The sequence below is a fragment of the uncultured Bacteroides sp. genome (genome assembly GCF_905207245.1).
GTDB lineage: Bacteria > Bacteroidota > Bacteroidia > Bacteroidales > Bacteroidaceae > Bacteroides.
Genome location: NZ_CAJLKP010000001.1, coordinates 84,986 through 111,735, shown reverse-complemented (window position 1 = coordinate 111,735; position 26,750 = coordinate 84,986). Strand labels below are relative to the sequence as shown.

General features: G+C 39.7%; 23 protein-coding genes and 1 pseudogene. 2 read left to right on the top strand and 22 right to left on the bottom strand.

Translation table 11 applies throughout. The features are described 5' to 3' along the window. Both QZ135_RS00430 and QZ135_RS00425 read left to right on the top strand, forming a co-directional pair. On the top strand, window positions 1-1,260 hold the full coding sequence (locus QZ135_RS00430) for an MFS transporter (protein WP_294604990.1): 1,260 nt from the start codon (window positions 1-3) through the stop codon (window positions 1,258-1,260). A 10-nt stretch (window positions 1,261-1,270) separates the two neighbouring features. Next, complete coding sequence (locus tag QZ135_RS00425; RefSeq protein WP_294604774.1) at window positions 1,271-2,998, top strand: glycosyl hydrolase family 18 protein; 1,728 nt, start codon at window positions 1,271-1,273, stop codon at window positions 2,996-2,998. 59 nt (window positions 2,999-3,057) lie between these two features. On the opposite strand, the gene QZ135_RS00420 is transcribed toward QZ135_RS00425, so the two are convergent. The 22 genes and pseudogenes from QZ135_RS00420 to QZ135_RS00315 form a co-directional block, all read right to left on the bottom strand. After that, window positions 3,058-4,488, bottom strand: coding sequence for a carboxypeptidase regulatory-like domain-containing protein (locus QZ135_RS00420; RefSeq protein WP_294604771.1), 1,431 nt, complete (start codon window positions 4,486-4,488; stop codon window positions 3,058-3,060). Between the two features lie 70 nt (window positions 4,489-4,558). Beyond that, window positions 4,559-5,374 carry a YjbH domain-containing protein gene (locus QZ135_RS00415; protein WP_294604770.1) on the bottom strand — a complete coding sequence of 272 codons (816 nt, stop codon included), beginning with the start codon at window positions 5,372-5,374 and terminating at the stop codon, window positions 4,559-4,561. Beyond that, window positions 5,371-6,228 (bottom strand): YjbH domain-containing protein, encoded by an 858-nt coding sequence (locus QZ135_RS00410; RefSeq protein ID WP_294604988.1) that lies wholly within the window; start codon window positions 6,226-6,228, stop codon window positions 5,371-5,373. Before QZ135_RS00410 ends, QZ135_RS00415 begins: the two co-directional genes overlap by 4 nt. A 34-nt stretch (window positions 6,229-6,262) precedes the next feature. Next, window positions 6,263-7,336 (bottom strand): DUF1972 domain-containing protein, encoded by a 1,074-nt coding sequence (locus QZ135_RS00405; protein WP_294604769.1) that lies wholly within the window; start codon window positions 7,334-7,336, stop codon window positions 6,263-6,265. Between the two features lie 177 nt (window positions 7,337-7,513). Then, window positions 7,514-7,882: a HepT-like ribonuclease domain-containing protein gene (locus QZ135_RS00400; protein WP_294604767.1), complete on the bottom strand. Its 369-nt coding sequence runs from the start codon at window positions 7,880-7,882 to the stop codon at window positions 7,514-7,516. Then, window positions 7,875-8,168: a nucleotidyltransferase domain-containing protein gene (locus tag QZ135_RS00395; protein WP_294604766.1), complete on the bottom strand. Its 294-nt coding sequence runs from the start codon at window positions 8,166-8,168 to the stop codon at window positions 7,875-7,877. The genes QZ135_RS00400 and QZ135_RS00395 overlap by 8 nt, the downstream gene beginning before the upstream one ends. A 39-nt stretch (window positions 8,169-8,207) precedes the next feature. Continuing rightward, on the bottom strand, window positions 8,208-9,338 hold the full coding sequence (locus tag QZ135_RS00390) for a glycosyltransferase family 4 protein (RefSeq protein ID WP_294604762.1): 1,131 nt from the start codon (window positions 9,336-9,338) through the stop codon (window positions 8,208-8,210). Then, window positions 9,335-10,438, bottom strand: a complete 1,104-nt coding sequence (locus QZ135_RS00385; protein ID WP_294604760.1) for a phosphotransferase — start codon at window positions 10,436-10,438, stop codon at window positions 9,335-9,337. Before QZ135_RS00385 ends, QZ135_RS00390 begins: the two co-directional genes overlap by 4 nt. A 5-nt stretch (window positions 10,439-10,443) precedes the next feature. Beyond that, the gene (locus tag QZ135_RS00380; RefSeq protein WP_294604758.1) at window positions 10,444-11,679 is read right to left on the bottom strand and encodes a glycosyltransferase family 4 protein; all 1,236 of its coding nucleotides are present in this window, start codon (window positions 11,677-11,679) and stop codon (window positions 10,444-10,446) included. Window positions 11,680-11,692: 13 nt separating this feature from the next. Next, window positions 11,693-13,009, bottom strand: a complete 1,317-nt coding sequence (locus tag QZ135_RS00375; protein WP_294604756.1) for a hypothetical protein — start codon at window positions 13,007-13,009, stop codon at window positions 11,693-11,695. Next, on the bottom strand, window positions 13,009-13,983 hold the full coding sequence (locus QZ135_RS00370; protein WP_294604753.1) for a glycosyltransferase family 2 protein: 975 nt from the start codon (window positions 13,981-13,983) through the stop codon (window positions 13,009-13,011). Before QZ135_RS00370 ends, QZ135_RS00375 begins: the two co-directional genes overlap by 1 nt. Continuing rightward, window positions 13,980-14,999 carry an acyltransferase family protein gene (locus QZ135_RS00365; RefSeq protein ID WP_294604751.1) on the bottom strand — a complete coding sequence of 340 codons (1,020 nt, stop codon included), beginning with the start codon at window positions 14,997-14,999 and terminating at the stop codon, window positions 13,980-13,982. Before QZ135_RS00365 ends, QZ135_RS00370 begins: the two co-directional genes overlap by 4 nt. Next, entirely contained in the window at window positions 14,992-16,212 is a 1,221-nt protein-coding gene (locus QZ135_RS00360) for a hypothetical protein (RefSeq protein WP_294604749.1), read from the bottom strand. The genes QZ135_RS00365 and QZ135_RS00360 overlap by 8 nt, the downstream gene beginning before the upstream one ends. A gap of 14 nt (window positions 16,213-16,226) precedes the next feature. Beyond that, window positions 16,227-17,234, bottom strand: coding sequence for a capsular polysaccharide synthesis protein (locus QZ135_RS00355; protein WP_294604746.1), 1,008 nt, complete (start codon window positions 17,232-17,234; stop codon window positions 16,227-16,229). A 5-nt stretch (window positions 17,235-17,239) separates the two neighbouring features. Next, on the bottom strand, window positions 17,240-18,376 hold the full coding sequence (locus tag QZ135_RS00350; protein WP_294604744.1) for a glycoside hydrolase family 99-like domain-containing protein: 1,137 nt from the start codon (window positions 18,374-18,376) through the stop codon (window positions 17,240-17,242). 8 nt (window positions 18,377-18,384) lie between these two features. Beyond that, window positions 18,385-18,789, bottom strand: coding sequence for an acyltransferase (locus QZ135_RS00345; RefSeq protein WP_308757804.1), 405 nt, complete (start codon window positions 18,787-18,789; stop codon window positions 18,385-18,387). Window positions 18,790-19,008: 219 nt separating this feature from the next. Then, window positions 19,009-20,025: a glycosyltransferase gene (locus tag QZ135_RS00340; protein ID WP_294604739.1), complete on the bottom strand. Its 1,017-nt coding sequence runs from the start codon at window positions 20,023-20,025 to the stop codon at window positions 19,009-19,011. Window positions 20,026-20,299: 274 nt separating this feature from the next. Next, window positions 20,300-21,274 (bottom strand): glycosyltransferase family 2 protein, encoded by a 975-nt coding sequence (locus tag QZ135_RS00335; protein ID WP_294604736.1) that lies wholly within the window; start codon window positions 21,272-21,274, stop codon window positions 20,300-20,302. 48 nt (window positions 21,275-21,322) lie between these two features. Beyond that, window positions 21,323-22,510 (bottom strand): glycosyltransferase, encoded by a 1,188-nt coding sequence (locus QZ135_RS00330; protein WP_294604735.1) that lies wholly within the window; start codon window positions 22,508-22,510, stop codon window positions 21,323-21,325. Next, window positions 22,507-24,051: a sugar transporter gene (locus QZ135_RS00325; RefSeq protein WP_294604733.1), complete on the bottom strand. Its 1,545-nt coding sequence runs from the start codon at window positions 24,049-24,051 to the stop codon at window positions 22,507-22,509. The genes QZ135_RS00330 and QZ135_RS00325 overlap by 4 nt, the downstream gene beginning before the upstream one ends. A gap of 218 nt (window positions 24,052-24,269) precedes the next feature. Continuing rightward, entirely contained in the window at window positions 24,270-24,842 is a 573-nt protein-coding gene (rfbC, locus tag QZ135_RS00320) for a dTDP-4-dehydrorhamnose 3,5-epimerase (RefSeq protein WP_294604730.1), read from the bottom strand. A 298-nt stretch (window positions 24,843-25,140) separates the two neighbouring features. Next, window positions 25,141-26,701 (bottom strand): annotated as a pseudogene (locus QZ135_RS00315) (AAA family ATPase). Window positions 26,702-26,750 lie beyond the last annotated feature (49 nt).

Here is a 26,750-nt window from a genome sequence, read left to right as displayed (position 1 = left end):
ATGACACAACAGGAAAAACAAATCAATTACATGGGACCGTTTCTCACAATGGTCTTTCTATTCCTTATTGTCGGATTCCTGACCACTGCCAATACTCAGTTTCAGGGACCGTTGAAAGAAACTTTCCTTATGAAAGTGGGTAATCTGAAGAATACGTTTGCCACTTTAATTACCTTTTCATGGTTTCTTGCCTATCCCATTTGTGGCGGGGTGGGTTCATCCTGGATTAATAAGTATGGCTATAAGGGAACGTTAATCCGTGGACTCTGGGTGATGATTGTCGGTTTGGGACTCTTTTTTGCTTCTTCTTATTTCACCGTAAGATTTCCTGATGCTGATGTCGTGATGGGAGGGAGTATCATTCCCATCGGTTTCTTTATTTTTTTATTAGGGTCGTTTGTTGTGGGGGCTTCGGCTACCATTCTGCAGGTTGTCATCAATCCTTATCTCACGGCTTGCCGGGTGAAGGGAACGCAGGCTATCCAGCGTCTCGCCATCGGTGGCACGGCAAACTCTGTCGGTACTACGCTTGCTCCTTATTTTGTGACGGGTGTTGTTTTCGGTGGTCTGGCTATGGAGGATATTCAGATCAGCCAGTTGATGATGCCCTTCCTGGCGTTGATGCTGACTATTGTAGTGGTTGTATTCCTGCTGATGAGGCTGTCTTTACCTGACATAGAAGGCACACGGGTTGAAAAAGGAGAGAAACTGGAGAAAAGTGTCTGGTCATTCCGGCATCTGACGCTGGGTGTCTGTGCTATATTCTGCTATGTGGGTGTGGAGGTTTGCATTGGTGCAAATATTAATTTGTATGCCATCGAACGGAATTGTCCTTCACCTGCCCTGATGGCTACACTCTATTGGGGTGGTATGCTGATAGGGCGTTTGGTGGGTAGTTCGTTGAGTAAGGTTCCTCCACGTGTGCAGTTAGTGGTGACTACCATATCGGCAGGTGTGCTGGCTCTGTTGGCTATCATCTTTAATAATCCCTGGTTGCTGACGGCAGTCGGCCTGTTCCACTCCATCATGTGGGGAGCTATCTTCACGTTGTCTGTGGCCCATTTGGGTAAATATACTTCGGTGGCTTCAGGAGTCTTTATGATAGGTGTAGTAGGTGGTGCTATTTTGCCTCTGCTGCAAGGTGTCTTCGCCGATTTGCTGGAAAGTTGGAGATGGTCTTGGTTTATTGTACTTTTGGGAGAATTATTCATGCTGTATTATGCATTGGTAGGTTCCCGCGTTCGTCAAATAGCTGATTAACTATAATATTATGAAAAGAATGAGATTTATGATTTTGTCTGTATTGGCAGTATTGCTGTCGTGCAGTAGTAAGGCAGGAGAATTACGCATGGCTTCTTCGGATGGCAAGGTGATTGTAGCTTATGTGACTTCCTGGAGTAGTGTCATGCCCGACCCGCAATACATGACGCATATCAATTATGCATTCGGTCATGTGAGCGAAACATTCAATGGAGTGGGGATTGATAATGAGAACCGTCTCCGGGAGATTGTTGCTTTGAAGGCTCAGAAACCGGGATTGAAAATAATGCTTTCCATCGGTGGATGGGGAAGCGGGCGTTTCAGTGAAATGGCTGCTAATGATGAATTTCGTCTGGCATTTGCCAAAGATTGCAAACGGGTAGTGAAAGAGTATGGTCTGGATGGCATTGATATCGACTGGGAATATCCTACCAGTGCGGCAGCCAACATTTCCGCTTCACCGGATGATACGAAGAACTTCACATTGCTGATGCGTGATATACGGAAAGAGATAGGAAAGAAAAAGCTGTTGACCCTTGCCACAGTGGCTTCCGGTGAGTATATAGACTTCAAAGCAATTCTACCTTATATTGATTTTGTCAACATCATGTCTTATGACATGGGAAATGCTCCCAAACACCATGCTGCTTTGTATAGTTCGGAAAATACAGGCTGGATGACTGCCGACGCTGCAGTTGAAGCACATCTCAAAGCGGGCATTCCGGCTTCTAAGCTGACTATGGGAGTGCCTTTCTATGGACGTGGTGGCGACCAGTATCCCAATTTCCAGGACTACCGTAAAGTGGGTGGTACGTCTGAATTTGAAGAGCGTTGGGATGATACGGCCAAAGTACCCTATCTGGCAAACAAGGATGGTGTGCTGGTTTTTGGTTATGAAAATCCCCGTTCGCTGGCTATTAAGTGCCAATATATTTTAGACAAGGGATTGCTTGGCGGTATGTATTGGGATTATGCTGGTGATAACCCTCAGGGGGATTTGCGCCGTACGATGTATGAGAGCCTGCTCGTGAATAAGAAAGGCCAGGCAGCTCCTTATCAAGTGTTGGTGCTGACTGAGCGCGGTGGACAGCATGGCGGATTTACGGATGCAGGTCTGCAATGGTTGGCTCAGGAGAGTGGAGCAATGAACTTTGAAATTACGGAAATAAATAATGCGAAACCTATTACGGAGGAATATCTCAATCGTTTCCATTTGATTATCCAATTGGACTATCCGCCTTATACATGGAGTGAAGCGGCACAAGCCGCCTTTACCAAATATATTGATGAGGGACGTGGCGGCTGGATAGGTTTCCATCATGCTACTTTATTGGGAGAATTTGATGGTTATCCGATGTGGCAATGGTTCTCCGACTTTATGGGCGGGGTGCGTTTCAAGAACTATATTGCTCCGTTGGCTGATGGAGTGGTTATCACGGAAGATTCGGAGCATCCGGTTATGAAAGGGGTGCAGGGTACGTTTATTATCCCTGATGATGAGTGGTATACCTATGACAAGAGTCCGCGCCGCAATGTGCATGTATTGGCACATGTGGACGAATATAGCTATACTCCTGCCTCGGATGTCAAGATGGGAGACCATCCTGTGGTGTGGGTGAATGAAAGTAAAAAAGCGCGTAATGTCTATTTCCAGATTGGACATAGCAAGAAGCTGTACGAAACGGAAGACTTTACGAAGATGTTCAGGAATGCGATTCAGTGGACATTGAAGAAATGATGTATATATAAAAGGCGCTCCTGTAAAGAGCGCCTTTTATATATACAACTGTTATTTTTTTAGTTTGATCCGCCTGTATGATCCCTGCTGAAGCCTTGAATCTGAATACTCGCCGCACCATACTTTTTGGCGGTGACCTTCACTACTTTAACTCCGTTGGGAGTAGCCACCTTAAAATTCCAAGCGTAGTTGACCAGTGCCTGGGATGCAGATACGATACGTATACCTTGACCTACCTGTAAATTCATACCGGTTTTGTAAGTCCTCTCTTCAGTATTGACTTTAGTTGTACCGACACGGTTAGCCACGATGTTTTTAATCATGCGGAAGCTCACATCCGACAATCCTTGGGCACTGCAAGCCGATTTTATATCACTTGTTTCTACCCCTTGCTTCACGGTATAAGGAATCTCCACATTAGTCAGCGTTTTTGAGCCGAGCGTGTTGTCAACGCCTGTGACGGTCAGGTTTTCGCTGGCAGTTGTAATCGCCGGGATAATTTCCGGGAGTTTTACCGAGTAAGCAGAAAAGTGAGTAACCTGAGTCTTATAACCGTCATCTGTTAATTTCACTTCTGCCATGTCCTTTTCCCATAGATTCGTTTTCGGGTTGAGGTAATAAAGTGCGGCACCCTCAAAGCTTTCATCACCCATCGGGTTGGCAACAGTTAACTCGACGGGAGTAACAAATTGAAGTCCGTCAGGACCACAAACCACGGTTGCTACGGCAGGTGCCGAAGCCGGTGATTCGGCTGTATTGTCTTCTGCCGAAGCTACATGGGCTACAGGTGCTATCGTAATCGTGAGATCTTCGGGAACGTCTACCACATTGCCGGTCTCGTCCTTAACATACATCACGGTCTGGGCAGGAATGGCTACTTCCACTGTTACGGTAGCCTCCGCATCTTCTGCTGCCACTTCGGTCGATGCTTCTACTTTTACTTCTTCTTTCGTCTGGACAATTTGTTCCTTAGTTACGTCTGCCAAGTCTTCTTTAGCCGCTTCGGTTGCGTTTTCCTGTTGGGTCGCTTCATCAGCAGCCTTTTGGGCTTCTTCGTCGGTTGCGATTTCCACTTTTACCTCTTCGGTCACTTTTTGCTCCACCGCTTTTTTATCCATCACGATGGTGATGCTTTCATTATGCGATTTCTTATCATCGGCAATCATGACTTCCGTACTCGCATCTATTCGTTTGTCGGCTGTGAAAGTCAAGACGTATGTACCGGTCTTTTCCAAATTCTCAAACGCAAACTTACCTTGTGCGTCGGTGTTGGTTTTCAAGATCTTGTCTCCGATGGTTGCGGTCACTTTAACATCACTGAGGGCTGTCTCAGCAGGTGTTAATACCATGCCGGTAATACTATGGGTTACGACCTCTACTACCGGAATCTCTACCTTCTCTTCGTCCTTATCCTTACAGGATAACAGACCTAAAGTTGTTGCTGCTGCAACGAGAGTTAAAACACTCCATTTCTTTAAATTTGAATTCATTTTCATGTCTCCTTTTTGGGGTTAATTATTAATTGGTTTGATAAACTTTTCGCTTATGTTATGATGGCTTTCAGAATAGATTCATTTGGAAGCAAATTCCTCCGGAGAAATATTTTCCATCCTGTAGGGAGGCTTGTAGCAACAGATGCTTCCATAGCAGGCAGTCGGCACCCACATTGATATCATCGCCTGTATATTCTGCTATCAGCCGGAGTTTTTTAACAAAAGAAGGCTGATAAGTAATGCCTCCTACAATCCCGTCCCATTTTCGGTTATAGTTGCGTTTCCACTTGCGGTAGGCGACATGTATGCCGATTTGGCTATTTTTGATTGGAAAGTGCTTGGTAGCAGCTATGTAGTAATTGCAGAAATATTGACTCTTCCCGTCACCATTGTGACTTTTTCCCTCATCCGCAGTGGCATTGCCTTTATCCTTTTTCCCGTCCGTACCATACGGATCATTGGTTCCTATGGCGATGGCAGGCCAATATTTACCTTCTTTCAACGGACGCAACTTTAGCGAGAAGTAGCGGTCCTGATAGTAATATCCTGTCTTTTTCTCCGCATTTTTATTAGCATCTCTCCCGCTTCCTTTTTGCAATGTGCAGGTGTAGGCTATTTCAATCCAGGAGAAAGGAGTTATACTTAAATAGTAAGTTCCGGTGTTGTAACTGAAAAATTGTGGGCTAAACTCTTTTGCAAGAAAATGGGCGCCTATTCTCGCTGTTCCCTCTTTATTCATTTCAGCCGAAGGAGTATGAATAAGTCCGGTTGTTCCTGTATATTGTTGGGCAACAGCAGTTGTCTGGAAAGCAAGAAATATCATGGCGATTAACCATTTTATCCGCCTCCCCTTATCCGTCATTCTTAATTCTTCATTCTTCATTTCCCACTACCTCCTTCCTTTTCGGAGAAATCGGCAGGCATCCTGTTCGCTCCCCATTGCAGTGAATCCCGGTTGAAGTTGCCTTCCCGTTCATTTTCTTCCGGATCTGTTCTATACATTAGCATGGAATAAGGATCAGCCTGCAGGTTGTAAGTTAACCGGAAGTTAGATGCCGGGCGGAAATTTACTTTTCGCATCTTTCGTTTGTAAGGTGGAATCATCATAACAATCTTGAAACCGAAATTTTCTTCACCCCAATCGCTGTATTGGGCATACACTCCTACTGTACAATGTTTGAAGTGTCGCATACATTCTCCCCTCACTCCATAGTCTTCATAAATGTACCTTCCTCCTTGCAGTCGAAATTCTGTATTCAGTTTGTCCATATACATCCTTACACCTATCCATCCTGTCATTCTCTCCATCTTGCTGCATTCCCAGTCTACAGCCATCGAGCAAAATCCTGTATAACCTATTTGTGCGTCCATGGCAAGCCAACGGTTCATTGGATACATCCACTTCACGTCCACCCCGTATCGTTCCCGGCCAAACAATCCGCCGCTAAACTTGAAGAACTGTTTGCCCCATTGCGCCTCTTTGGATACTACAGCCATGTTCAGCCGTATTCTTTTGTATCGTTCTCCGTAATCATTATAGATAGGAACATATCCTTCTGCCGCTATCATCCATTGCTTCTTGAGATGCCACTTGAAGCCCGGAGTCAGGTTTATCAGCAAGTCGTACAACTTGTTGTTATAATATATATTCCGATAATTGAATTCCACACCGGAGAATATATCTATGTACGATTCTCTTTGTGTTTGGGCACCACAGCTCATGCCGTTGCACATCATCGTAGCTACTCCGATAATAAGTGATAAGATTCTTCTATTCATATAATGCTTCATATTGTTTTGCTATATACTTCCATGTATATCGTCTTTCCGCAACTTTTTTCAGCGATTCTCCGTTTTCTTCAGTCCCATGCAGCAGTTCTACCAACTGTTCGCTGTCTCTGAAGTAGCAGGCTTTGTTTTCCGTAGTTTCCCGGTTGTAGATCACATTGTATGCCAAAATCGGCTTGCCGAAAAACATGGCTTCCACCAATGATGGATTTGTACCTCCGGCACTATGACCATGAATATAGACTCTCGCATTGTTTCTTAATGTGTATAGTACATCAAGAGTGTATAGCGCATTCAACATACAGATATTCGGATATTTGGAGTATTTCCTCTGCAACTCCTTTCCGTATGTACTATATTTCCAGTTACCTATAAACACCAGTTTCTGTCCCACTTCCGCAAATGCCTCGAGCGTAATGTGACAATTGTTTTCAGGCTCAATGCGGCAAATAGAAACGGCATATTCCTTTTTTATAAGCCCGTATTTTTCTAATATTTCGTTTTGTCTCATCATTGGCACATCCCTTAATACATGATTTCCGCCGTAAGCTATCAGTTCCGAATGCTTGTGATAGGTATCTGTCACATAGTCCTGAATACCTTTGTTATCGGTAATCACTACATCCGCATAGCGTACTGCTATTGCCTCGCTTGTTCGCAGAAAACATTTGGCAAACCTGCCCCATTTGTCTCTCCGGTGTTCCAGTCCGTCAATGTTTACTATCAGCCGCTTGCGATACAATAGTCTGAAGATGGGTAGGAAAATGCAGCCCGACACGCCTAATATGACTACTGCATCATAGCCTCGCAGACATTTAAGCATCGACAGGATATCATAAGGAGTGCTTTGCGCCCCATTAGCATGGAATAGCGGGACGTATTTCAGTTGTGCCCCTTTGTAGGATTTCATACGTGTGGAATAGTCTTTACCACTACAGAAAATGGTATAACGAACTTCGGACGAACAATTATCGCCGATAATGTTCTCCACTAAAGTCTCAAAGCCGCCATATTTTGCAGGCACACCTTGGATGCCCACAATAGCTACTTGTTTCATGAATATAAAAAGATTAGATGCTTTTATTGGACAGCTTACGAATTACGCAGGAAGTTCCTGCGCAAATCTCTCTCTGCTATTATTTTTGCTTGCAGAATCTTTTTGAGTAAGCTATTAAAAGAGTATAGGAGGAAAATTTAAACAAAAACTAATTGAAATAAAATCGGGATTACTTTTTCAGAAGTCAGACTTCATTTTCAAAATTGTATTGTGTAAAATGGGTAAATCTATTTTGATTACTTTAAATATTTCTTCAGCGTCAATATGGTGATATTCATGTGCTATGATATCTCGTAGCCCCATAATATCATTCCATGGGATATTGGGATATTTTAATAAATAGTCGTGTTCTGTTTTGGCATCAAGCACCTTGACACTCTCACCAATAAAAATGAGTTGCATGCAAATACCGCTCAATGTGAACATTCCATCCGAACTGTATAAAAAATCTTGGGCGGATTTGATATGAGAGGAGTTTTTCTCAATCAAGTTAATGGCTTCTTCTATTCGGCTAAGCAATGTCTGTATACGTTCTGTTTTATACATAAATCAAATCTTTTGAGATATTTTCTCCAAACAAAGATGAATTGATTTGATTGCTCAAACGAATAATGTCAACCTTGCAATTGAATAATTGTTCCAACTCCTTTTTCATACGTATTCGGGTGAATATATTGGCTTCTCCTTCGTAGGCAACATCTATATCGCTTTCGTTATTTTGTTCGTTACGAGAAACAGAACCAAAAAGTCCCATCCGCTCCACACCGTAGCTGATAGCTTTAGTGCGGAAATATTCGCTGAGCAAAGCAATATATTCTTTTTGAGATTTCATGATGGTCATTGTTTACTGTTAAATGCAAAGTAACAAATTCTATTTTGTATTTCCTAATCTATTCCGTTGTTTTTCTTTTAATGATGATGTGGCGAGTACTTTTGTAATTTGCCCAATCATATTGCCAGCATTAAATTTTTCAGAGTATTTTAAAGCATTAGTTGCCAATAGAGTGTATAGTGTTTTATCCGATAGAATATTCTTGATGACATTGGTTATTTTATCCAGTTCTTGTACGTCTATCTTGTAACCGTTCTCTCCGTCCACAACCATTTCTGCAATTCCTCCTTCTGTGGGCACTATCACTGGCAATCCGGCACTCATTGCTTCCAATGCCGTCAATCCGAATGTTTCTACGAACCGTTTCTTATCGGAGAGATTCAAAACGAGTGAAGCATGATTGTAGAAAGGTACGACATCATTCTGTCGAGGATATATGGTCAGATTTTGACAGATATTTATCTTGTGTTCCTTCATAAAGCAGTTAATATTCTCCTGCGTGTCGTTTACTACTAATTCAAAAGCAAACTGTGGTAATATTTGTGCGAGTTCGATAAACTCCAACGGACTCTTATACAATTTCAATGAGCCGAGCATTAAAATCTGTTTTCGCTCAAAGGCTGCCTGGGGGGTGGGAGTCAGTCTGTTCTCGAAATTCTTTGGCAGGGCATTGGGGACAACTGTTACATCTTTTTTCCGTTGCAGGAACGATGCTTGGTATTCTGATACGCAGATGATTTCATGCGCTAACTTCTGCATGGCAGTAGCCAGTACCTTGTAGAATGCCCCCTTTACAAATGCGTTCTCGTGATAATGATAAACTATGTGTTTACCCATGATGCGCCCGGCTAATGCCGGTCCGACAGGGAGTAAAGTGTTGATATAGAATACCACATCTTTATAGAATAGCCAACGGAACGCCAATAAAAATGTGTAAATCTGTATAGTACTATAGCGCAGTATTGTTATTACCGGATTATTGGAAAAGCGGTAAGAGTAAGAGTACTTACGCAAGTTCTTGTAATGCAGTAACTCATCCAGCGTGCCACCTTTGGAAGATATTAAATCTACTTGATAACCCTTTTTGAGTAAGCCTTCCAGCGCCATTTTTAGAACTTTGGGACTGCCACTGTAGTCGTTAAAGAGGTGGAAACAAATGATACGGTTCATTCCTGTAAATATTTTAGTAAGGATATCCAGATTCGGAATGATTTAACCATTTCTCTGTTTATGTTCCCTTTCTCACGAATAGCGAAACGAGATATTATCTCCAATAAATAGAGTAAATACATCTCTCGGTCTATCCATTTCCCATTTTCTGAATTTATATATTCGATAATCTGCGAAACGCTCCAATGCTTCTCAAAATATGCCGTTTGAGTAAAGAAGTGATATTTATCTAACTTGGGAGGGTAGGTAAGCTGTGCATATTCCCAATCAAATACAAATAATTGTCCGTTCTCCATAAACATATTCCATGGAGTGAAGTCAGCGTGATAGGTAGAAAAATCCATTTCCTGTTTTTGGTATTGCGACAATATCCGGTTAATGACGCTCGTTACCAATGTGACATCTACTTCTTGGGGAAGCCATTCGATATGCAACTGTAAATCAGTTAATGTCCGGTAGTAATCACTTTGCTCAAAAGTAATGAGTTGATGGGTGCTTTTATAGAGTCGGTCAAGAAAATCCTCATGCAACGCTGTCCATTTATGCACAACTTGTGAATTCCGGGTTTTTACTGTACTTTGCACGAACAACTTTATTCCATCTGTTGTTTCTCCGCAGAACATGCATACTGGTGTTTCCTTTAATCCTTTTTGATCCAACTCTTTTAGAATATGGGCTTCGCTTTTGAACAAAGTAGCAATATTCTCACTGTCCGTCACCTTACAATAGCCTAAAATACGCTTGCCTTTGCTGATTTGCATTGTAATCTTCTGATGTACACAAGGAGTACCGCAGAAAATCGAAAAATCGATCTCTGCTTCGTGGAATAACTGATAAAACAACCGCTTCAACTCATCATTTATGTCAAAATACACACTTCTCGCATGGATGACTTTGAGAACGAATGGTAAGCGGTGTAGCCACGGAAATAACGCTTTCACCATTTTTCCATTTCGTCCGCTGGGCTGGTAAAGATTCATTGCCACCTGCATATTATGTGCAGGCATCAGCCAAGTTTTACCGTCAGCGTTAGAAAAACGATATAGATGTTTACCCGTTCCCTTTATGAGGAAACGTTCTAAAATGGAATCGACTTGCATTTATTTTATTTGGAAGAATAAGATATATAAGCCTTGACAATCGCATCGCGAATTTCTTTCCCGTGATTCTCCCATGAGAATTTACAGGAGGCTTCCTGTGCCTTTCGTCCGAACATTTCCCGTTCTCTTGAGTCTGTGAGACGTAATATTCCGCCTTTTATATTCCGGATGACTTCTTTTCTTCCGGTTCGCGGAATTAAGATGGCATATTCATTGGTAAAGTAGCGGGTGTAACCGGTGGTATCCAGACAAATCAACGGTTTTCCCATAGCCATGCAGTCGAATGATACGGTAACAGCACCCTCTTTAAGGGCAGCGTTAATCACAACATCTGCTCTATCCATCATTGTTCTATAAGTTTCCATAGGAACTTTTCCTGTTAGTGTCACAGCCTTTTCCAACTTAAATCTTTTAATAAGTTTTTCAAGTCTTTTCTTGTCCGATCCATCCCCAACGATTGTCAAATGAAGATGAGTATTTTCTTTTATGGCTTCTGCCATAGCTTCAATCGTTAGGTCAAAACCTCGCCATGCATCCAGATGTCCTACAGTGATAAATTCAATCGTATCATTTTTCTTTTGGGATACTCTTGGTGTGTTGATAATATCTGCTGCCACATCAGTAAAAAGAATTGCTTTGTTTGCGTACTTCTGTGGTACTCGCTTATGGGTTATTTCTGTCTTACAAAGAATTAGATTGGCTCGTTTACAACGTTGTCTAAATCCGTAGTTATAAGATGTTGCCGATATTGCTATCCTCCGGATTTTCTCTATGATTTGCGATTTCTTATTGTAATGCCGGGAATATTCCGAAGGAATACTCTCTAATCCACCAACTGGTCCCCATACGAAGAACTGTGTTTGTCCATATTTACTCACCTTCCAGAGTACATTGCCGTAAGTAAGATGATGGAAAATCTTTATCTCATTCTCTTGCATTGTTCGTTTCACGATGTCATTGGTGCAATACTGCCAGATATTGTAGTAAGTGCGTACGCCTCGCAAACCTTTTTTCCAAAACCGTGCCCACTTGGGCCAATCGTAATAGAGGAAATGAATATGGTTGTATTCGGGATATTTAGCAATCCAAGGTTCAATGGTAGGTTGGTTACTCTTGCGAGTTAATACCCAAAGGTCGAAGTATTTGGACATTTCCAGCACCCAGTGCCAGCCCACACCGATTTCACTGCCTAAACCCGGTTCACAAGCGTAGGCAGAAACGAATATTTTAAGTTTGTTCATTGTTGATACTCAATTACCTCATTCTTTTCAAATTCTTCTGATGTTGCTCTTCAAACACAATCCGTAGAATTTTGCCGACTGCTTCTTGCGGTGTATTTTCATTCAATACTTTGTAGTACCCTTTCTTGTTGGCCAAGTAATCTATTTTTTGGTTGATGGTGGTTATGCCTTCTTTGTCTAATTCACGTTTACGAGTAAGAATAGTCTCCGATGAAGCGGTTAGAAGAATATTGTAATCAAGGGATGGGATGAAAATCTGTCCGTATGTATGTAGGAATTTGGGATTCAGATAAATACGACTTCGGCGGCTGTCACATATGATGTCTGTATAGTATCGGTCAAAAATTACGATTCGTGTAATGCGTATCACAGACTTCACTTTCATGAAATAGCCAATAATGTAATCTGCCGAATAGTAAAGGAGACGAATCAGAGAACTCAGTACACTTGTTTTTCCACCTCGATGTGGTTTACTGAAATTCCTGTCTACATCCTTTTTTACACCGGCTGAATATGCTATTTCTCCTAAATTGCCAAACAAGGTCGGGCGGAAATGGTAATAGGTATGAGCTTTGCGAAACACATCTCCTAAATTTTCTATCAGCAAGTCTATCACTGTAGTCTTTCCTGAACCGTCAGGTCCCGTAAAACCGATACTGAAACCGGTGTTGGAGCAGAGGTAGTTTTTAATATGGTGATATTCAAATTGCAAAAAGTTAGCTATTGCTCTCCAACCAAATCTATGGAAATTCCATTTCAAAGCAGCTTTCAGCAACTCTTTCTTATTGGCTTTATCACAAGCGGCAAGATTATTTTTGCCGAATATATCAACTATCAGTTTTTCCACTTGTGGGTTGTTCTCAACTATCTGCCGTGTATTTTTGTATTTATCAGGGTAGGTGGCACCTACAGCACGGTCGTACACATATTTGTCTAAAAATTCATATACCTTATTGGCATGATAAACCTGTCCGTTGAATAGCCGATGTTTTAATATCTCTTTATTTTCTATCAATACAATGCCGAATATGGAGGTGTGATAAAAGAAATCAAGCTGTACTAAATCTGCACTGTCGTTTTCATGCACCGTACCACATACCCATGTCACCAAGCGGTCACTGTTCAAGTAGGTCACAATATGCCATCCGCATAGTTCTATCAATGATATTAATTGTGGACGGATTTTCTGCAATTCACTTTTCTCAATGGCTATATCAATGTCTCGACTATTGTTGTGATACGGTAGTCCTTCAAAATTTCGCAGTACGGCATATTCTGTCTCAGTATTCAGAAAGTCAAATATGATTTTTAGAAAATCAGATGTTCCCATTATTTCATTCTTAACAAATTGTGCTTTACTTTATCTACAGCGTACCCCGGATTACAGAACGCGGACACTGATAAATACTTTATAAATTGAATCAGCTTACCTTTTTTCAGGCAATAATAAGCATTCCGTAAGCAGTCTGCCGACTTTGCGTCTTTTTCCAGCTTCTTTAGCTCTTCCTTACTCATCCGATCACGAAATTCAATAAAAGAAAGCTCTTTTTCTCCTCTTCTTCTCTGTTTCAAGTTGGCTTTGATATGGCGCATACGGAGTATCATTCCTAATGAATTGGCCGAAAGTGCTTGTTCGTGTTTCCTGTATTTGCACAATACTTCCGGAATCACTACAATTGCTTTTCCCTTTTTATATAGGTCGCTCATGCGTGTCCACAAATCCAAGTCTTCACATAAATCTTGATAGCGAGGCTTGCCATTTGGAAACCCAGTGATATTATGTCCACCTACTTGTAAGGCAAGCAAACGGTCGTATATGGCTGTGGGTTGCATGAAGATTAGCTTTTCTTTAGCTGCTTTTTCATAGAATCCTTCTTTGGTGGTTTCCCCTAAAAAGATTCCTCCATCCATCTTACCACCATTACTGTCCATGTATTCCAAATGACATCCCACCGCCATCAGATTACCGTCCGAACTGATTTTATTGTATAGCTTTTCCACCAAAGAGGGATACGGACAATCATCTGCATCCACGAATAAGAGATATTTTGTTGTCACATATTCCTCCACGAATCTGCGTCCGGCACACAAACCTCCATTTTGGGGCAAGTTGACCAATTCATACTGGCGCAAATTTCTTTTAAAGAAATCTTCAACTATCTGAACGCTGTTATCTGTCGAGCAATCATTCACTATCAATAAATAGAAATCCTGCATAGTTTGTGCTATGATGCACTGCAAGGTTTCCTCAATATATTTCTCTGCATTGTACATGCAGATAGCAAGTGTTAAATCATTAGTCATTTCTGTTTACCTATTAAGAATGGACACCTTTTATTCATAAAATATATGATAGGAATGTGTATTGATAGAAGAAGTGTAACCATGAGCAAGGCTGCCCACAAAGAATAGGTTGTAATTCCAAGCCAATGAACAACAATTTGTTTCATCATGGCTTGTATATTTCCATGCAATCCCAGAATTACCGCAGTACCTCCTCCTATTATTAAAATATACTCATTTCTACCTATTGTTCTGCTCACTACAATAACTCCCAAGCTTCCCAAAATCGCTCCAATATACATCAACAATAAACTGTGTCCATATCCTGCATCACTTATCTCTACATGACCATTATTGATACTTATATAATATGTGAGTATAAACAAGACACAGGATAGCATTCCTGCTGACCAATAAGATTTTTTCTTGAATATAACACTGCTATTGAAATATTTCATTGTAAAGCCAATCACATAAAAAGGGAAACAAAGCAATGCGGAGTCAAATCGAAAAAGTAGTTGTATACCAAGGCTTTTAGTGAAGAGAAAAAGTATTGTGCAAACAATGCTCATGGAAATTAATGAATATTTTGACGTATAAAATAGTTTGCATAAGAAAAATAGCATTTTTACGATGAATAAGGCTGCAAAGAACCATATTGGCCCGGTAAAGTATGATATTGCAGTTGTTTTCACAAAGAATATTCCTAATATAGGCATTATCAGAAAATCATTCCAACTGTTACAACCAAGCATGTCTCTATTACTCCATAAATGAAAATAGGTTAGAGGCAATACTATCAGACAAAACATAAAATAGGGCACCAGTAAACTTCGAATGTTTTTTTTCAAGTATGGCATGAACGGTTCCCTTTTGTCCGATGCAAAATATCCTGATAGGATAAAGAATAGAGGCATGTGAAAAGCATATATAAAATCAAATACTTCATTGCTGGCCAAACTGTTATGCCCAATCAGCATTAAGGTTATACCTATAAATTTAGCATTATCCGCCCATATTTCCCGCCTTTTATTCATCTTTCGTCTCATTTTCTATAATCAAACTGCCTTGTTCATTCTGTTTCTGAAACCAACTAATAGCTGTCATTATCATAAAACAACCCCATGTATAGTAGATATTATTAATAGAGAAACCTATAAAAAACAGAAAAATCAAGGTTTCTACGCTGAAAAAACGATAAATCATACAAGAATAAACCAGCAACATTGAAATTAAAAATGCAATCAGGCCATATTGATCTATGATTGAACTGTCCGTTTTCGACCACCATGCTTTATCTTTTTCCATAGACTGTCGTCCAATCCATGTTTCCTTTTTCGTCAAATCAGTCTTGGTGAATAAATTCAATACAGGAATTATGCGAACGGCACCACTACCTTCTTCTTCTTGCATCTTTTTGGTATTTCCTGTCATACTAGCTTTTGTCAATATTTCGACCCGTTTCATCTGCTGTAGTTCTATTGACTGTCCAAAAATAAAACAACCGACTAAAAAGGGAATAATATATATTGCAGTATGACGAGTTATGAAATAGAGGCTTAAAATAGCGATTCCCACAAAAGCTGTACCGCTACCCATAGTTAGCATAGCCCAGAAAAAAAATGCAGTTACCCAGCGGTGCTTACTATAAAATAGTTCTCCCAAGGTTAATTTTCTTGAAATGGAAATTTCTTCACATCTTAAATATCCCAGCATGGCTACTGTCAAGATACGCGCTGAATGACTTGGTTCCAAGGTAAGAGAAGGGAGCTTGCTTATACTCAAGAAAAACTGGTTTTGTAGGTTGATGATGGGCATATTGCGGATACCTATCAGTAGGCAACACTGCTGCAATATCAATACTATTCCATAAGCAATGATAAGTGACTTCAGTATATTTTGAAAATAATTTAGTGTAAAAGTCCCCTTGATGATAAAATCATAGTATGTAATGAACATCATCAAGTACATGGCTAAAAAGCCAAGGGTGGAGAAACGCATCTCGCCTTTGAACAACGACAAAAAATAAACGACTAACCAATATCCCATTCCCAATAACAGGGCTTTTGAGATATAGGGCTTTTTTAAAATGAATATCAGTGGACACAAAGCCATTACTGCCACTTTGACCGTGCTGATTGCACTCTGTTCAATGGGGACGAACAAGATGCAGAATAACACTACCAAAAATGTGGCAATGGTGCGGTCATTGAAAAATAGTCTGAGAGACAGCTTGGGGAATATTTTCATGAAGATCAAACTGATTATGTCAGAGAAGAATCTAGGAAAGGGGAAGTCGTAATTTTCCCGTAGAAAGTTTGCCTGCCGCTAGGATCATATCTCTTCCATTTAGAACGAAAACTTAACTTGAATACAAAATCTGTTTTGATTAAATTCAAATAATCTTTTTCACTCCATGATGAATTCATCAATTCGGCTAATCGGTTGCGGTACTTACATTCGTACTTTTGGCATTTCTGCATGTCATTTCTCACTTGTTGAAAATTTCGACAAGCGTAAAGTATGAGATAATCTTGAATTACATAATCAGGCCAACATCTTTCGTTGATAGCAATAGCTTGCAACATTTCGCTTACGAACTCAAACAACTTATACCTTTTTGCATTAGCGAATAGGCACCAACTACTCCAATTATATTCGAATGAAGTCCAAAAACGAATGGAATGGTTTAGAACTGGTACCTTACCGTTTGAAGAAAAGAGAGATAATTGCGACAATTTCTCAAACGGGAGTTTCCCAGACACCCATACAGTGGCATCCAGCCACAACCCTCCATATTGTGCCAATAAGGTATTGCGCACTATGTCGCTGTAATGCGCCCACGTAATACGTCCGGACAGAACTTTATCCATGATAACCGGCGATAACGAAATATAATCATCTACATTCTGATTGGTCACTAATGTTACATTGTGATTAAAATGCGTAAGTTGACGGTAACAGGCACGTATCAAGGGAGGCATATTTTCTTCGCCCTGTCCCCAGAATACCCAGATTTTATAATTCTCGACAGGAGCTTGATTTAAATTCTTAGTCCGATAACTCTCTATAATGTCAGAATAACGTTGACCTATATACCTGTCTAACCATACTGTCTTTTTACATATGACAAAAGAGGATAATTTATATGCGAAAGGTGGTCGCAAGTAAAAACATATCCACCAAATAAAATCATATAGAGCAAATGATATGCTATAATGTTTGGCCTTGAAAAATAAATCTTTAAAACGTTTGATTATAATCTGTTTCATTATCATTAATTTTGTTCATCCAAAACCTCCTTTATAGCTTCTAAGAAACCAGTACCATATAATTCATCTGGCTCCAGATATCCACCTTCCGCCCATTCATTCCAAGCAAAAACAAAAATTTTATCCGATTTATAATACTTCTTCGCATTCTCTACCAATAATGCAAAATAATGCTTGAATTTTTGGGGAGTAACTCCTGTATAACAAGAGCCGTTTATTCCAAAGCGTGGAGAATTATCCCAATCCGTAAAAGCACAAGGAATCATTCTAATAGTTCCGTTAGGACGCAGTTGCAATATTTTCTGCCACACTTCATCATAGTCATTTTGTTTTATTTCAGAATTATTCTTAGTCACCAGCAACCTCCTATTGATATGCAATATTCGTTTTATTTCACGACTATATTTCATTAATCGTGAAATCTGTCGTATATTCCTGTTTGAAATGCCATTTACATAGCCGGGATTCATTTCGATCCCGTACTCAAAACGAGATTTGTCCCATGATCTATCAAACGAAGAAGCAGCACTTTGATAAATATATGTGATGCCTTCAAAACCCTCTTTCTTAGCCATCTGTGTCCATAAATCCAACATCTTATTTAATTTCGTAATAATATGGGGAGTATATATAACCAATATAGGCTTGTTGTTCTCCTTCATATAACGATTGTCTTTAAAAAAAGGGAGCATGTAATTAAAATGATCTACCCACAGTTTCTCATTATTATAATCGTCATAAATCAATATTTTGGTAGATTTCGCATCTTTATATTTCCATGTATCGCGCCATTCTCCATTTGCCCAAGATATGCAATAATTTATATTGATTTCAGGGTGTGTTAATAATAGTTCCATTGGTCTGTGTAAAAGAACTTTTCCACTAAACCAATAATGATACATACAGAAACCGTAGATGCCGTACTCTTTGGCCATTTTACACTGCCATTTCAAAGTTTCAACATCATTCAAATCATAATAATTTTTATTGAGTGGTACACGGGGTTGATTATGTCCTTCAAACAGAGGTTTTGCTCCTTTTACATTTACCCATTCGGTAAATCCTTTTCCCCACCATTCGTCATTCTCCGGAATAGCATGGAATTGTGGGAGATACACCGGAATCACTTTTATATCTTTCATTTTTCTAACTATTTTATCATTTTTACTACTTTAGCCGGGCAACCAGCTACTACAGCATACGCCGGCACGTCTTTGGTCACGACAGTATTGGTAGCCACAATGGCTCCTTCACCAACAGTTACATTAGGCAGTATGGTAACTTTATCACCTATCCACACGTTATTACCGATAATAACTGCTCCATTGCTATGAATAGGACGCGTTAAAGGAGGGCTGATCATCTCTTCTTTGTAAGAACTTCCATGACTATTGTCGGTTATCAAGACGAATCGACCAGTCAGAACCCCATTGCCTATCACCACTTTCCGAGCGCAAGTGATATGTGAATATTCACCCAGCGAAACATTGTCTCCTATCTCCAACTGTGGATGTAAACCGGCATTAGGACAGGTTTCCAGTATGCAATGGCGCATAATAGAACTATGATTTCCTATGCTGATATGCTGTGCGGAAAGCAGGTTTATACCAGGAGCTAATAATGAACCATTGCCAAATTTTTGGAAGCGATTTCTGAAACGACGGGACACTACTGCACGCCTAAATAGATACCAGCCAAACGACCATTTAATAGGAAAGAGCAGAGAGAGGATACCAACCCAATTTCCAACGAATAGAATAAACTTTACCATAAACTATTTTTGATCAAGAATTTGCTTGTAAATTTCCAGTAACTTTGTTCGTATTGCATCAGGATCGTGCCTCTCAATAGCTTGTTGCCGGGCTTTATAACTCAATTGTAGAGCCAATTCCGTATCGGTACTGATACGTTTAATCAGTGCTGCTAATGTATAAGGAGCATTGGCTGGAAACAAAATACCTGTTTCCCCATTTCTTACTAAGGAAGTAATACCACCTACATACGTTGCTAAAACAGGAAGTCCAAGTACTTGAGCTTCACACAGGCTGTTCGGACTGTTGTCAATATAGCTGGGATGCACGTAACACGTAGCACTGCATAGGGCATTCACCAGTCTTTCTTCAGAGGCGGTTCCTATAATCTTTACATTCGTATCTGTCGCTTTTATCTTATATTTGTGCTCATAGAAACGAATATCTCGCACTCCATAGACTTGCCATTCAAAGTCTAAATCTGTGAAACGTTTCAGTAATTGGGCTGTTTTCAGAATCAGGTCAACTCCCTTGTACCAAGGATTGGAAATTACACTTATAATCTTTACTTTATCCGATTTTTGTAGATTCCACCGCTTACCATTGTTCATAAAAGAATCACGAAGTGCCTCTTCACAATGAAAATAGATAGCGTTTGGATTAAAGAGATTGATTAGATTTTTATCCCATTCAGTCCGTCCCATAAAGAAATAGCAATTTTGGATAGTCTTTATTTCCTGCTCAGCTCTTTTGTGGAAAGCAGGTTCTGACCGTATTCCTATTATACGACGTTGTAAACTCAATCCTTTATGGAAAATAAAATCAGAAGAACTCATCCCCACAGGAAATAAAGCATTATGATAAGGTGGGATACACCCTTGCATGTGAATTACCACTGGAATCAGCGTGTGCTGGCAAATGATTCCGAAATCGTTCTCACTACCAAATATCTGAATTAAATCGGGTTTAAAGTCCTCGATTATCTTAAGATAATATCTTACTTTCTCCTCCTTATTAGTGTTGTTTAACCACTTTTTCATCTGCGACCTTATGTTATATTGTATCGGATAATATACTACATCGTTTTTCTCATAACGAAAGTGGTCATCAGAAAAATTGAAGGCAACTCCCAATTGGATATTTTCTTCTGTCCGAATAATTTGCTCCAATGATGCAATCCAGCCTCCGCCATTATGTTCATTCGTATGAGGGTTGAAAAGGGAGGGGGTAACAGAAAACCAAAGCACGCGCATATTAAATTTGATTTATTGGCAATAAAAATATATGTAGTTTTTACCTAATCTGAAATGTCATTTATAGTGACTTAATTATATTTTTTGATTTTATGATAATTGAACTAATAAACAGATAAACATGAGCTTTAAAGATACTTCCTTTAAGAGCAGTCTTAAGTACATAACCATTAGGGGTCATTACGTGATATGAACGATATTCTGATAATACTTGTTCCTTTATTTCAGGGTAAGTCTGATTCAAGAGTGTATATTGGCGCAAACAAAAGAGGCTAAATAGTACATCTTTTTTAAAATAGTAGAGCTCATTCAGGTTATTTATGAATGGCTGTTTACTCATTAACTCAATAAAGCATATTTTCTCTTTTGTAGACTTTAGCGTGATACGTACCGAAAGTGTGTCTGCACTATATCCTATAAAATAATGATAAAACGCTTTGGGAAGATAACCTACCCTAATGTTATTGTGTAGCATCTGACAAGTGACGTACAAATCTTCATAGATGTTCACTCCTTGTGGAAAGGATACATTGGGCATGTTGTAACAAACCCGTGAAACGAGTTTGTTACAACAACTACCGTGCAATTGTTGGAACAGAAATTTGTGCAGCAAACTTTTAGTATCTGTAGTGTTTGGATTTTGACAGCAATAGTTGGTTTTTCTAATAAATTCCTCATAATAATCGCATATAACCATATCGTAATTCCCCTCGATAGCTTTAGAATAGAGCTGGGCAATCATATCCTTATCAATCCAATCATCAGAATCTACATGAATTAAATATTCGCCTGTAGCATAATCTACTCCTTTTTGTCTGGATGCGCTTACTCCGCAGTTTTTTTGGTGAATAACTCGTATCCTATGGTCTTTTGTCGCATACTCATCGCAAATATTTGCGCTTCCATCCAGACTACCATCATTTATTAAAAGAATTTCTAAGTTTTGATAAGTCTGATTGATTACGCTGTTCAAACATCGGCAGAGCCAACGTTCAGCGTTGTAAACCGGAATTATTATAGTTACCAATGATTTCATTGTAATATGGTTATGGTAATAAAAAGTATTTGATAGCTATACCTTCTGCTACTTTTTAATAAAGCGTGATAGTAAATCATTCCATTCATCGGTAATATAGTTGATGTTGAAGCGATTAAAAAAGGAAGTATCTGTTTGAATATTCATTTGGATTTGTTGTCTCAAATTATCGTTGAACATCAGGTTTTTCAAAATATTTGCATAATGTTTTATTTGAAATGGTTTCACTAAAAAACCATTTTTTCCTGTGTCAATGATGTCATGGACGGATTCGAAAGAATCAAATGCAACAGGTATTACACCATATTGCAACGCTTCTGTTAATACAAGAGGAAATCCTTCGTAAGTGGATGATACACAAAGAATTTGTGCCCTTTTGTATAAAGGCGAGGGATCGGTATGCCCCATAAAATCAATATTTCGTAATTGATATTTCATTGCTAAGTTTTTGTATAATATGGCATCCGGACCGTCACCGACAATCATTAAACGCCACCCAACATGATTTCCTATTATACTCCACACTTTAAGTATGCGATCCAATCTTTTAGGACTGTAGTCCAAACGGGAAACATATAACACTATCTTTTCTTTTTGATACTTTTCTATGTTTCTTGTTTGTTGGTAAGATAAAGGGTTTGAAATTGAAAAAAGCTTATTACTTTGGCTTATATTAATAAGATGCAGAAAAGGTTCCTTAAATTTTTCTGAGAGTAGTACTATTCCATCATTATTTTCATAAAAATATTTATGATGCTTTTTTATGCTATGGTATCTAAAACAATAGCGCAAGATGGTTCGGAGTATATAATAAGGAAGCAATAAAAGAAATTTCCATCGATTTTCATTCAATTTCCAATAATCCCAATTATCTCTTACTCCTTTTACTACAGATAGGGGATCGGTGTGAATAACTGAAAGGACCGGAGCCTTACTTTTGGCTTGTAATATTAAGCGAAGGATATCTATTCTTTCTGACTGATTAATAATTATATCAATCTTGTTATTTGCTAAAAAATCAGATAGATATTGCGTGTTTTCTTGACTAAGAATGGATTCTTTGGGTAAAATCTGCTGATAGGATTCTGAAAAATCTCCTTCGTGAGGTTTACATACTGATATCATATAGATATTATAGCCACGTGTTATGAATGAACGAGCAAGCACATCTGTTACACGGTCTATTCCACCTCGCATTTTGGACACATGTCCGTATGTTAGAAATAATATATTCATCGGATTCTTTTTTTAAGCAATCTATTTGTTGCTATTCTCAATCCTTTTGACATCGGATAAGCAAATAGATATAAGAATATGGTGATTGATATGGTAAATAGAACAGATGTTAGGAACCAATTAAACCATCCAAACTGAATTGCAATAATACTCATCATGGCATTTGATACTTTAACGGCAGAATAATATGCAAGTAATGTAGGTAATAGGTGAGATAAAACTAAATAATAGAAGTTAGACACTGATTTTTTGAATCCTTTCTTAAAGAGAAAAAATGGTTTCCAACCATAAATAATGATAAGATTGGCACCCAATGGACCGGCTAGAACACCGGGTAAACCATAATATGTTCCAAATATTGCAGTTAATAGCATGAAGAGGACAGATTCTGTGACAGGTGCCCAGACATCATAAAACAATCCATAACCAAATAAAAATTGGTCTGTGGTTCCACGAAGTAGAAATAAATACATCTGGACTGAAACAAGTATTACTACAACATTTGATAGCAAATATTCTTCACCAAGCCATAATATAATAAATGGAGATATTAAATGATAAACGCAACAAGCCAATATGCCGGAAACGAATGCGCGAATTGCAAACAGTTCTTTATATACCTCAAAAATTTTTGTTCTATTTCCTTCTGAAATCAAGTTACCTACAGCTGCACCTGTACTATCCAGAACACCATTCATTAAACTTTGTACACGCTGAGTTACTAGTGTATAGTTGATGTAAATAGCAACCATAGGAAGTGAAACAAAAGAATAAATGAATAAGGGTAGGGTTTGGAATTGTACAAATCCTGCTATTTTATGTACAAATAATTGTTTTATATACCTTCCTATTTCCGGATATTTTTTGAAAAGGAGTTTCCCTCGCTGTATATTACTCTCTAACCAAGGATAAGTTTTGTCTATGATATGATTAAGTATAATGGAATTTAGTATTCCGGTAAATAATTCTATTAATAGGAATAGGTAGTAATTCTTTGTATAATAGGCTAATACCATTTGTAGTACTACTTTGGTTGTATTAGTTAATTGAAAACATCCAGTTACAATGTAGTTTCGTTGGTCAGCAGAAAGCAGCGACATTCGATAATTGAAAAAGTAACCAAATAGAGAAGCGAATAAATAAGAGTAGAATCCCAAGTACACAACATAAAGAGAGATTTCAGCATCTTGAAATATTAATGGTAAAAAGCATGAGAGTATTACACCTGATCCCAATATAAAGAATCCTATTATACGGTATAAATAACCAAAAACTGATACAACTTCTTCTATTTTTATTTTATTGTCATCAAAAATAGGTTTATATAGTACATATCCTATGGCTACACCTACACCTAATTCTGCTAAATTTAGAAATCCTAGTAAGCTACCTAGTGTACCTGTGAAGCCGATAAATTCAGTACCTAAATAGTTTAACAATATTTTACGAGTAAAGAAAGCTGCTATCAATGATACGAAATAACATATTAAATTCATTCGTGCATTAAGTAGGCTTTTGGTAACTCTTGATTCTTTTGCCATAAATATAGTACTTTATTGGGGGAGGGGATATAATCCCATGTTCTTTTCTTTGGATTGTCTTTTCATTTCCATTAGACATTTTGCTTTTTCTTTGTTTTGCACTTCTAAAGTTTGTGTTTTATAAGCTCGTATCTACTGTTGTCAAAATGGAGGTATTATCTTGTTCTTTAAGTTTATTATGCAGTTTAGATGTGTCTCATCCTGTTTTTTATCTTCTATCACTCATAAACCCCCATCCCATACTCAAACGGACTCTCAAAATCCCTCAGCAACGGATGTTTCATGTCTTTCTCGCTAAGTATCGCCTTATCAACCGGTATTTTCCAGTCTATTCCTATGCCTTCATCCAAGATACTGATTCCACCGTCAGCTTGCGGAGCATAATAATTATCGCATTTGTATTGAAATACAGCCACCTCGCTCAGTACGGCAAAACCATGGGCAAAACCTCTGGGAATGAAGAACTGAAGATGATTATCTTCCGACAATTCTACAGCCACATGCTCACCGTATGTGGGCGATCCTTTGCGAATATCAACCGCCACATCCAGTACGCTGCCTTTTACGCAACGTACCAATTTGCTTTGTGCAAAAGGTGGCTTCTGAAAATGAAGTCCACGCATCACTCCGTAAGATGACATACTCTCATTGTCCTGCACGAAATTCACCTTGCGTACTTTCTCTTCGAATTCCCGTTGGGAAAAAGACTCGAAGAAATAGCCGCGTACGTCTTTGAGAAGGCGTGGCTCAATGATGGCCAAACCCTCTACGTTTGTCTTTTGTATAAACACTGTTTTTAAAAGATGAAAGGTTTTATTTTAAAGATATAATGGGGTGTAGGAGTTTTCGTTTTTCTTAAAGCTTGCTGCGTTCCGCATTAGAGTTCTTTTTTGAAATCGTTGATTCCTTTAATGCTCTGATCTGCTTTAATTTTTGCTCCCGCGAGTAGGGATGCAATGACATGACTCGAACCTCCCGCTGAGCAGCCATGCTGTTCAACCGGTGGAAGTCGTTTATATACAAGTTGCCCGCTGATAAATTGTTCTGCACTGATAACAGTATCTATTGACACTCAAAAATCTGAGTTGTTTATTGTCCTTCTATCTTCCACTCCCCCAGCGTCCTCCGTTCACTGTCGAAGTTGATTCCCACTTTCACCACCGGCAGTCCGCACGAAGCGTTCGGGATAATTTTTCAGGTCAATCTGCTGCATGGCGGCATCGGCGGTTTTATCCAGTTTCAGTTCTATGACGTAGAGGGTGCTATGGGTGCGCAACACCACATCCACACGTCCGCGGGGAGTGCGTACTTCCACGTCCACGTAGAAGCCGAGAAGGCTGAAGATGACATAGAGCAAGGATTGATAATGCCCCTCATAGTCCGTGTTGTCGCACTGCGGAATGGTAGAGAGGAAGGTCTGGAGCAGTTGCAAGGCCTCGTCCATATTGCCACGGTCAATGGAATCGAACAGATAGGCTGTCAGCGTTGCGGCACGCTCGGTCTCGGTGGGCGGCACATAGTGGGGCAACAGACTTTCCATCAGCCCCAGACGCACCTCTTTGTTGGGGATGTCGAGCGTGTACAGGTCCAGACGGGCGTCATAATCCTTGATGGTGATGTAACCGCTCTGGTAGAGTAGGGGAGTAATGTTTGTCATCCGTTCCGTAGGGGCGTCGAAAGCTGTGGCAAATACTTTCTGTCCTCCTATCTGTTGGGGAGCAACGCCATACTTGTTCAGCATTTCTATCAGATAGGTGGGTGTACCGCTACCAAACCAGTAAGACTTCATCTTGCCATCGGCAAAAGCGTTCAGCAGGCTGAACGGATTGTATAGATCGGGCGACGGCCAGGTGAAATGATAGCCGTCATAGTTCTCTTTCAGCTTTTTCAGGACTTCATCACGGGTCAACTTCATGCGCGCGGCCAGCAAGTCCAGGTCATCGGACATCTGGGTCAGCATTTCCTCTTCGCTAATACCGCAGAGGGCGGCGTATGGCTCGTCCATGCTGATATTCTTGATGTTGTTCAGTTCGCTGAAAATGCTCAACTGGGAGAATTTCGTGATTCCCGTGAGAAACACGAAACGCAAATAAGGGTCGCACGCCTTGAGGGGGCTGTAGAAGTTACGCATCACGTTCCGAAGCACGGGCAGGTTCTTCTCTTCATGAATCACGTCGAGAAGCGGGGCGTCGTATTCGTCTATCAGTACAACTGCCTGTCTACCTGTTTGCCGGAAAGCACGTTGTATCAAACCTGTAAATCGGTCATTCAACGTTTCCTCTTGCTCCAAACGGCCATAAATTTCTTCATATCTATACAATTGAATTCCCAGCATTTTTTCTAACTGTTCCTTATCAACATGTTTCGCCATGCTCATGTCGAAATGCAGCACGGGATACGGGATCCATTCCTTCTCCAATTTTTCAATGGCAAGGCCTTCGAACAGTTCTTTCCGACCTTCGAAATAAGAATGAAGCGTGCTGGTTAACAGGCTTTTTCCGAAGCGGCGCGGGCGACTCAGGAACACATAACTTGATTCGGAATGTGTCATCCGATAAACGTACTCCGTTTTATCGATATACAAATAATTGCCTTCCCGTATTTTTGAGAAAGTCTGTATCCCTATCGGATAAAGTCGTCGCTGCATCATATCTGTTTCCTCCTTTGGTCTATTGATTACTTGCAAAGTAACAAAATCC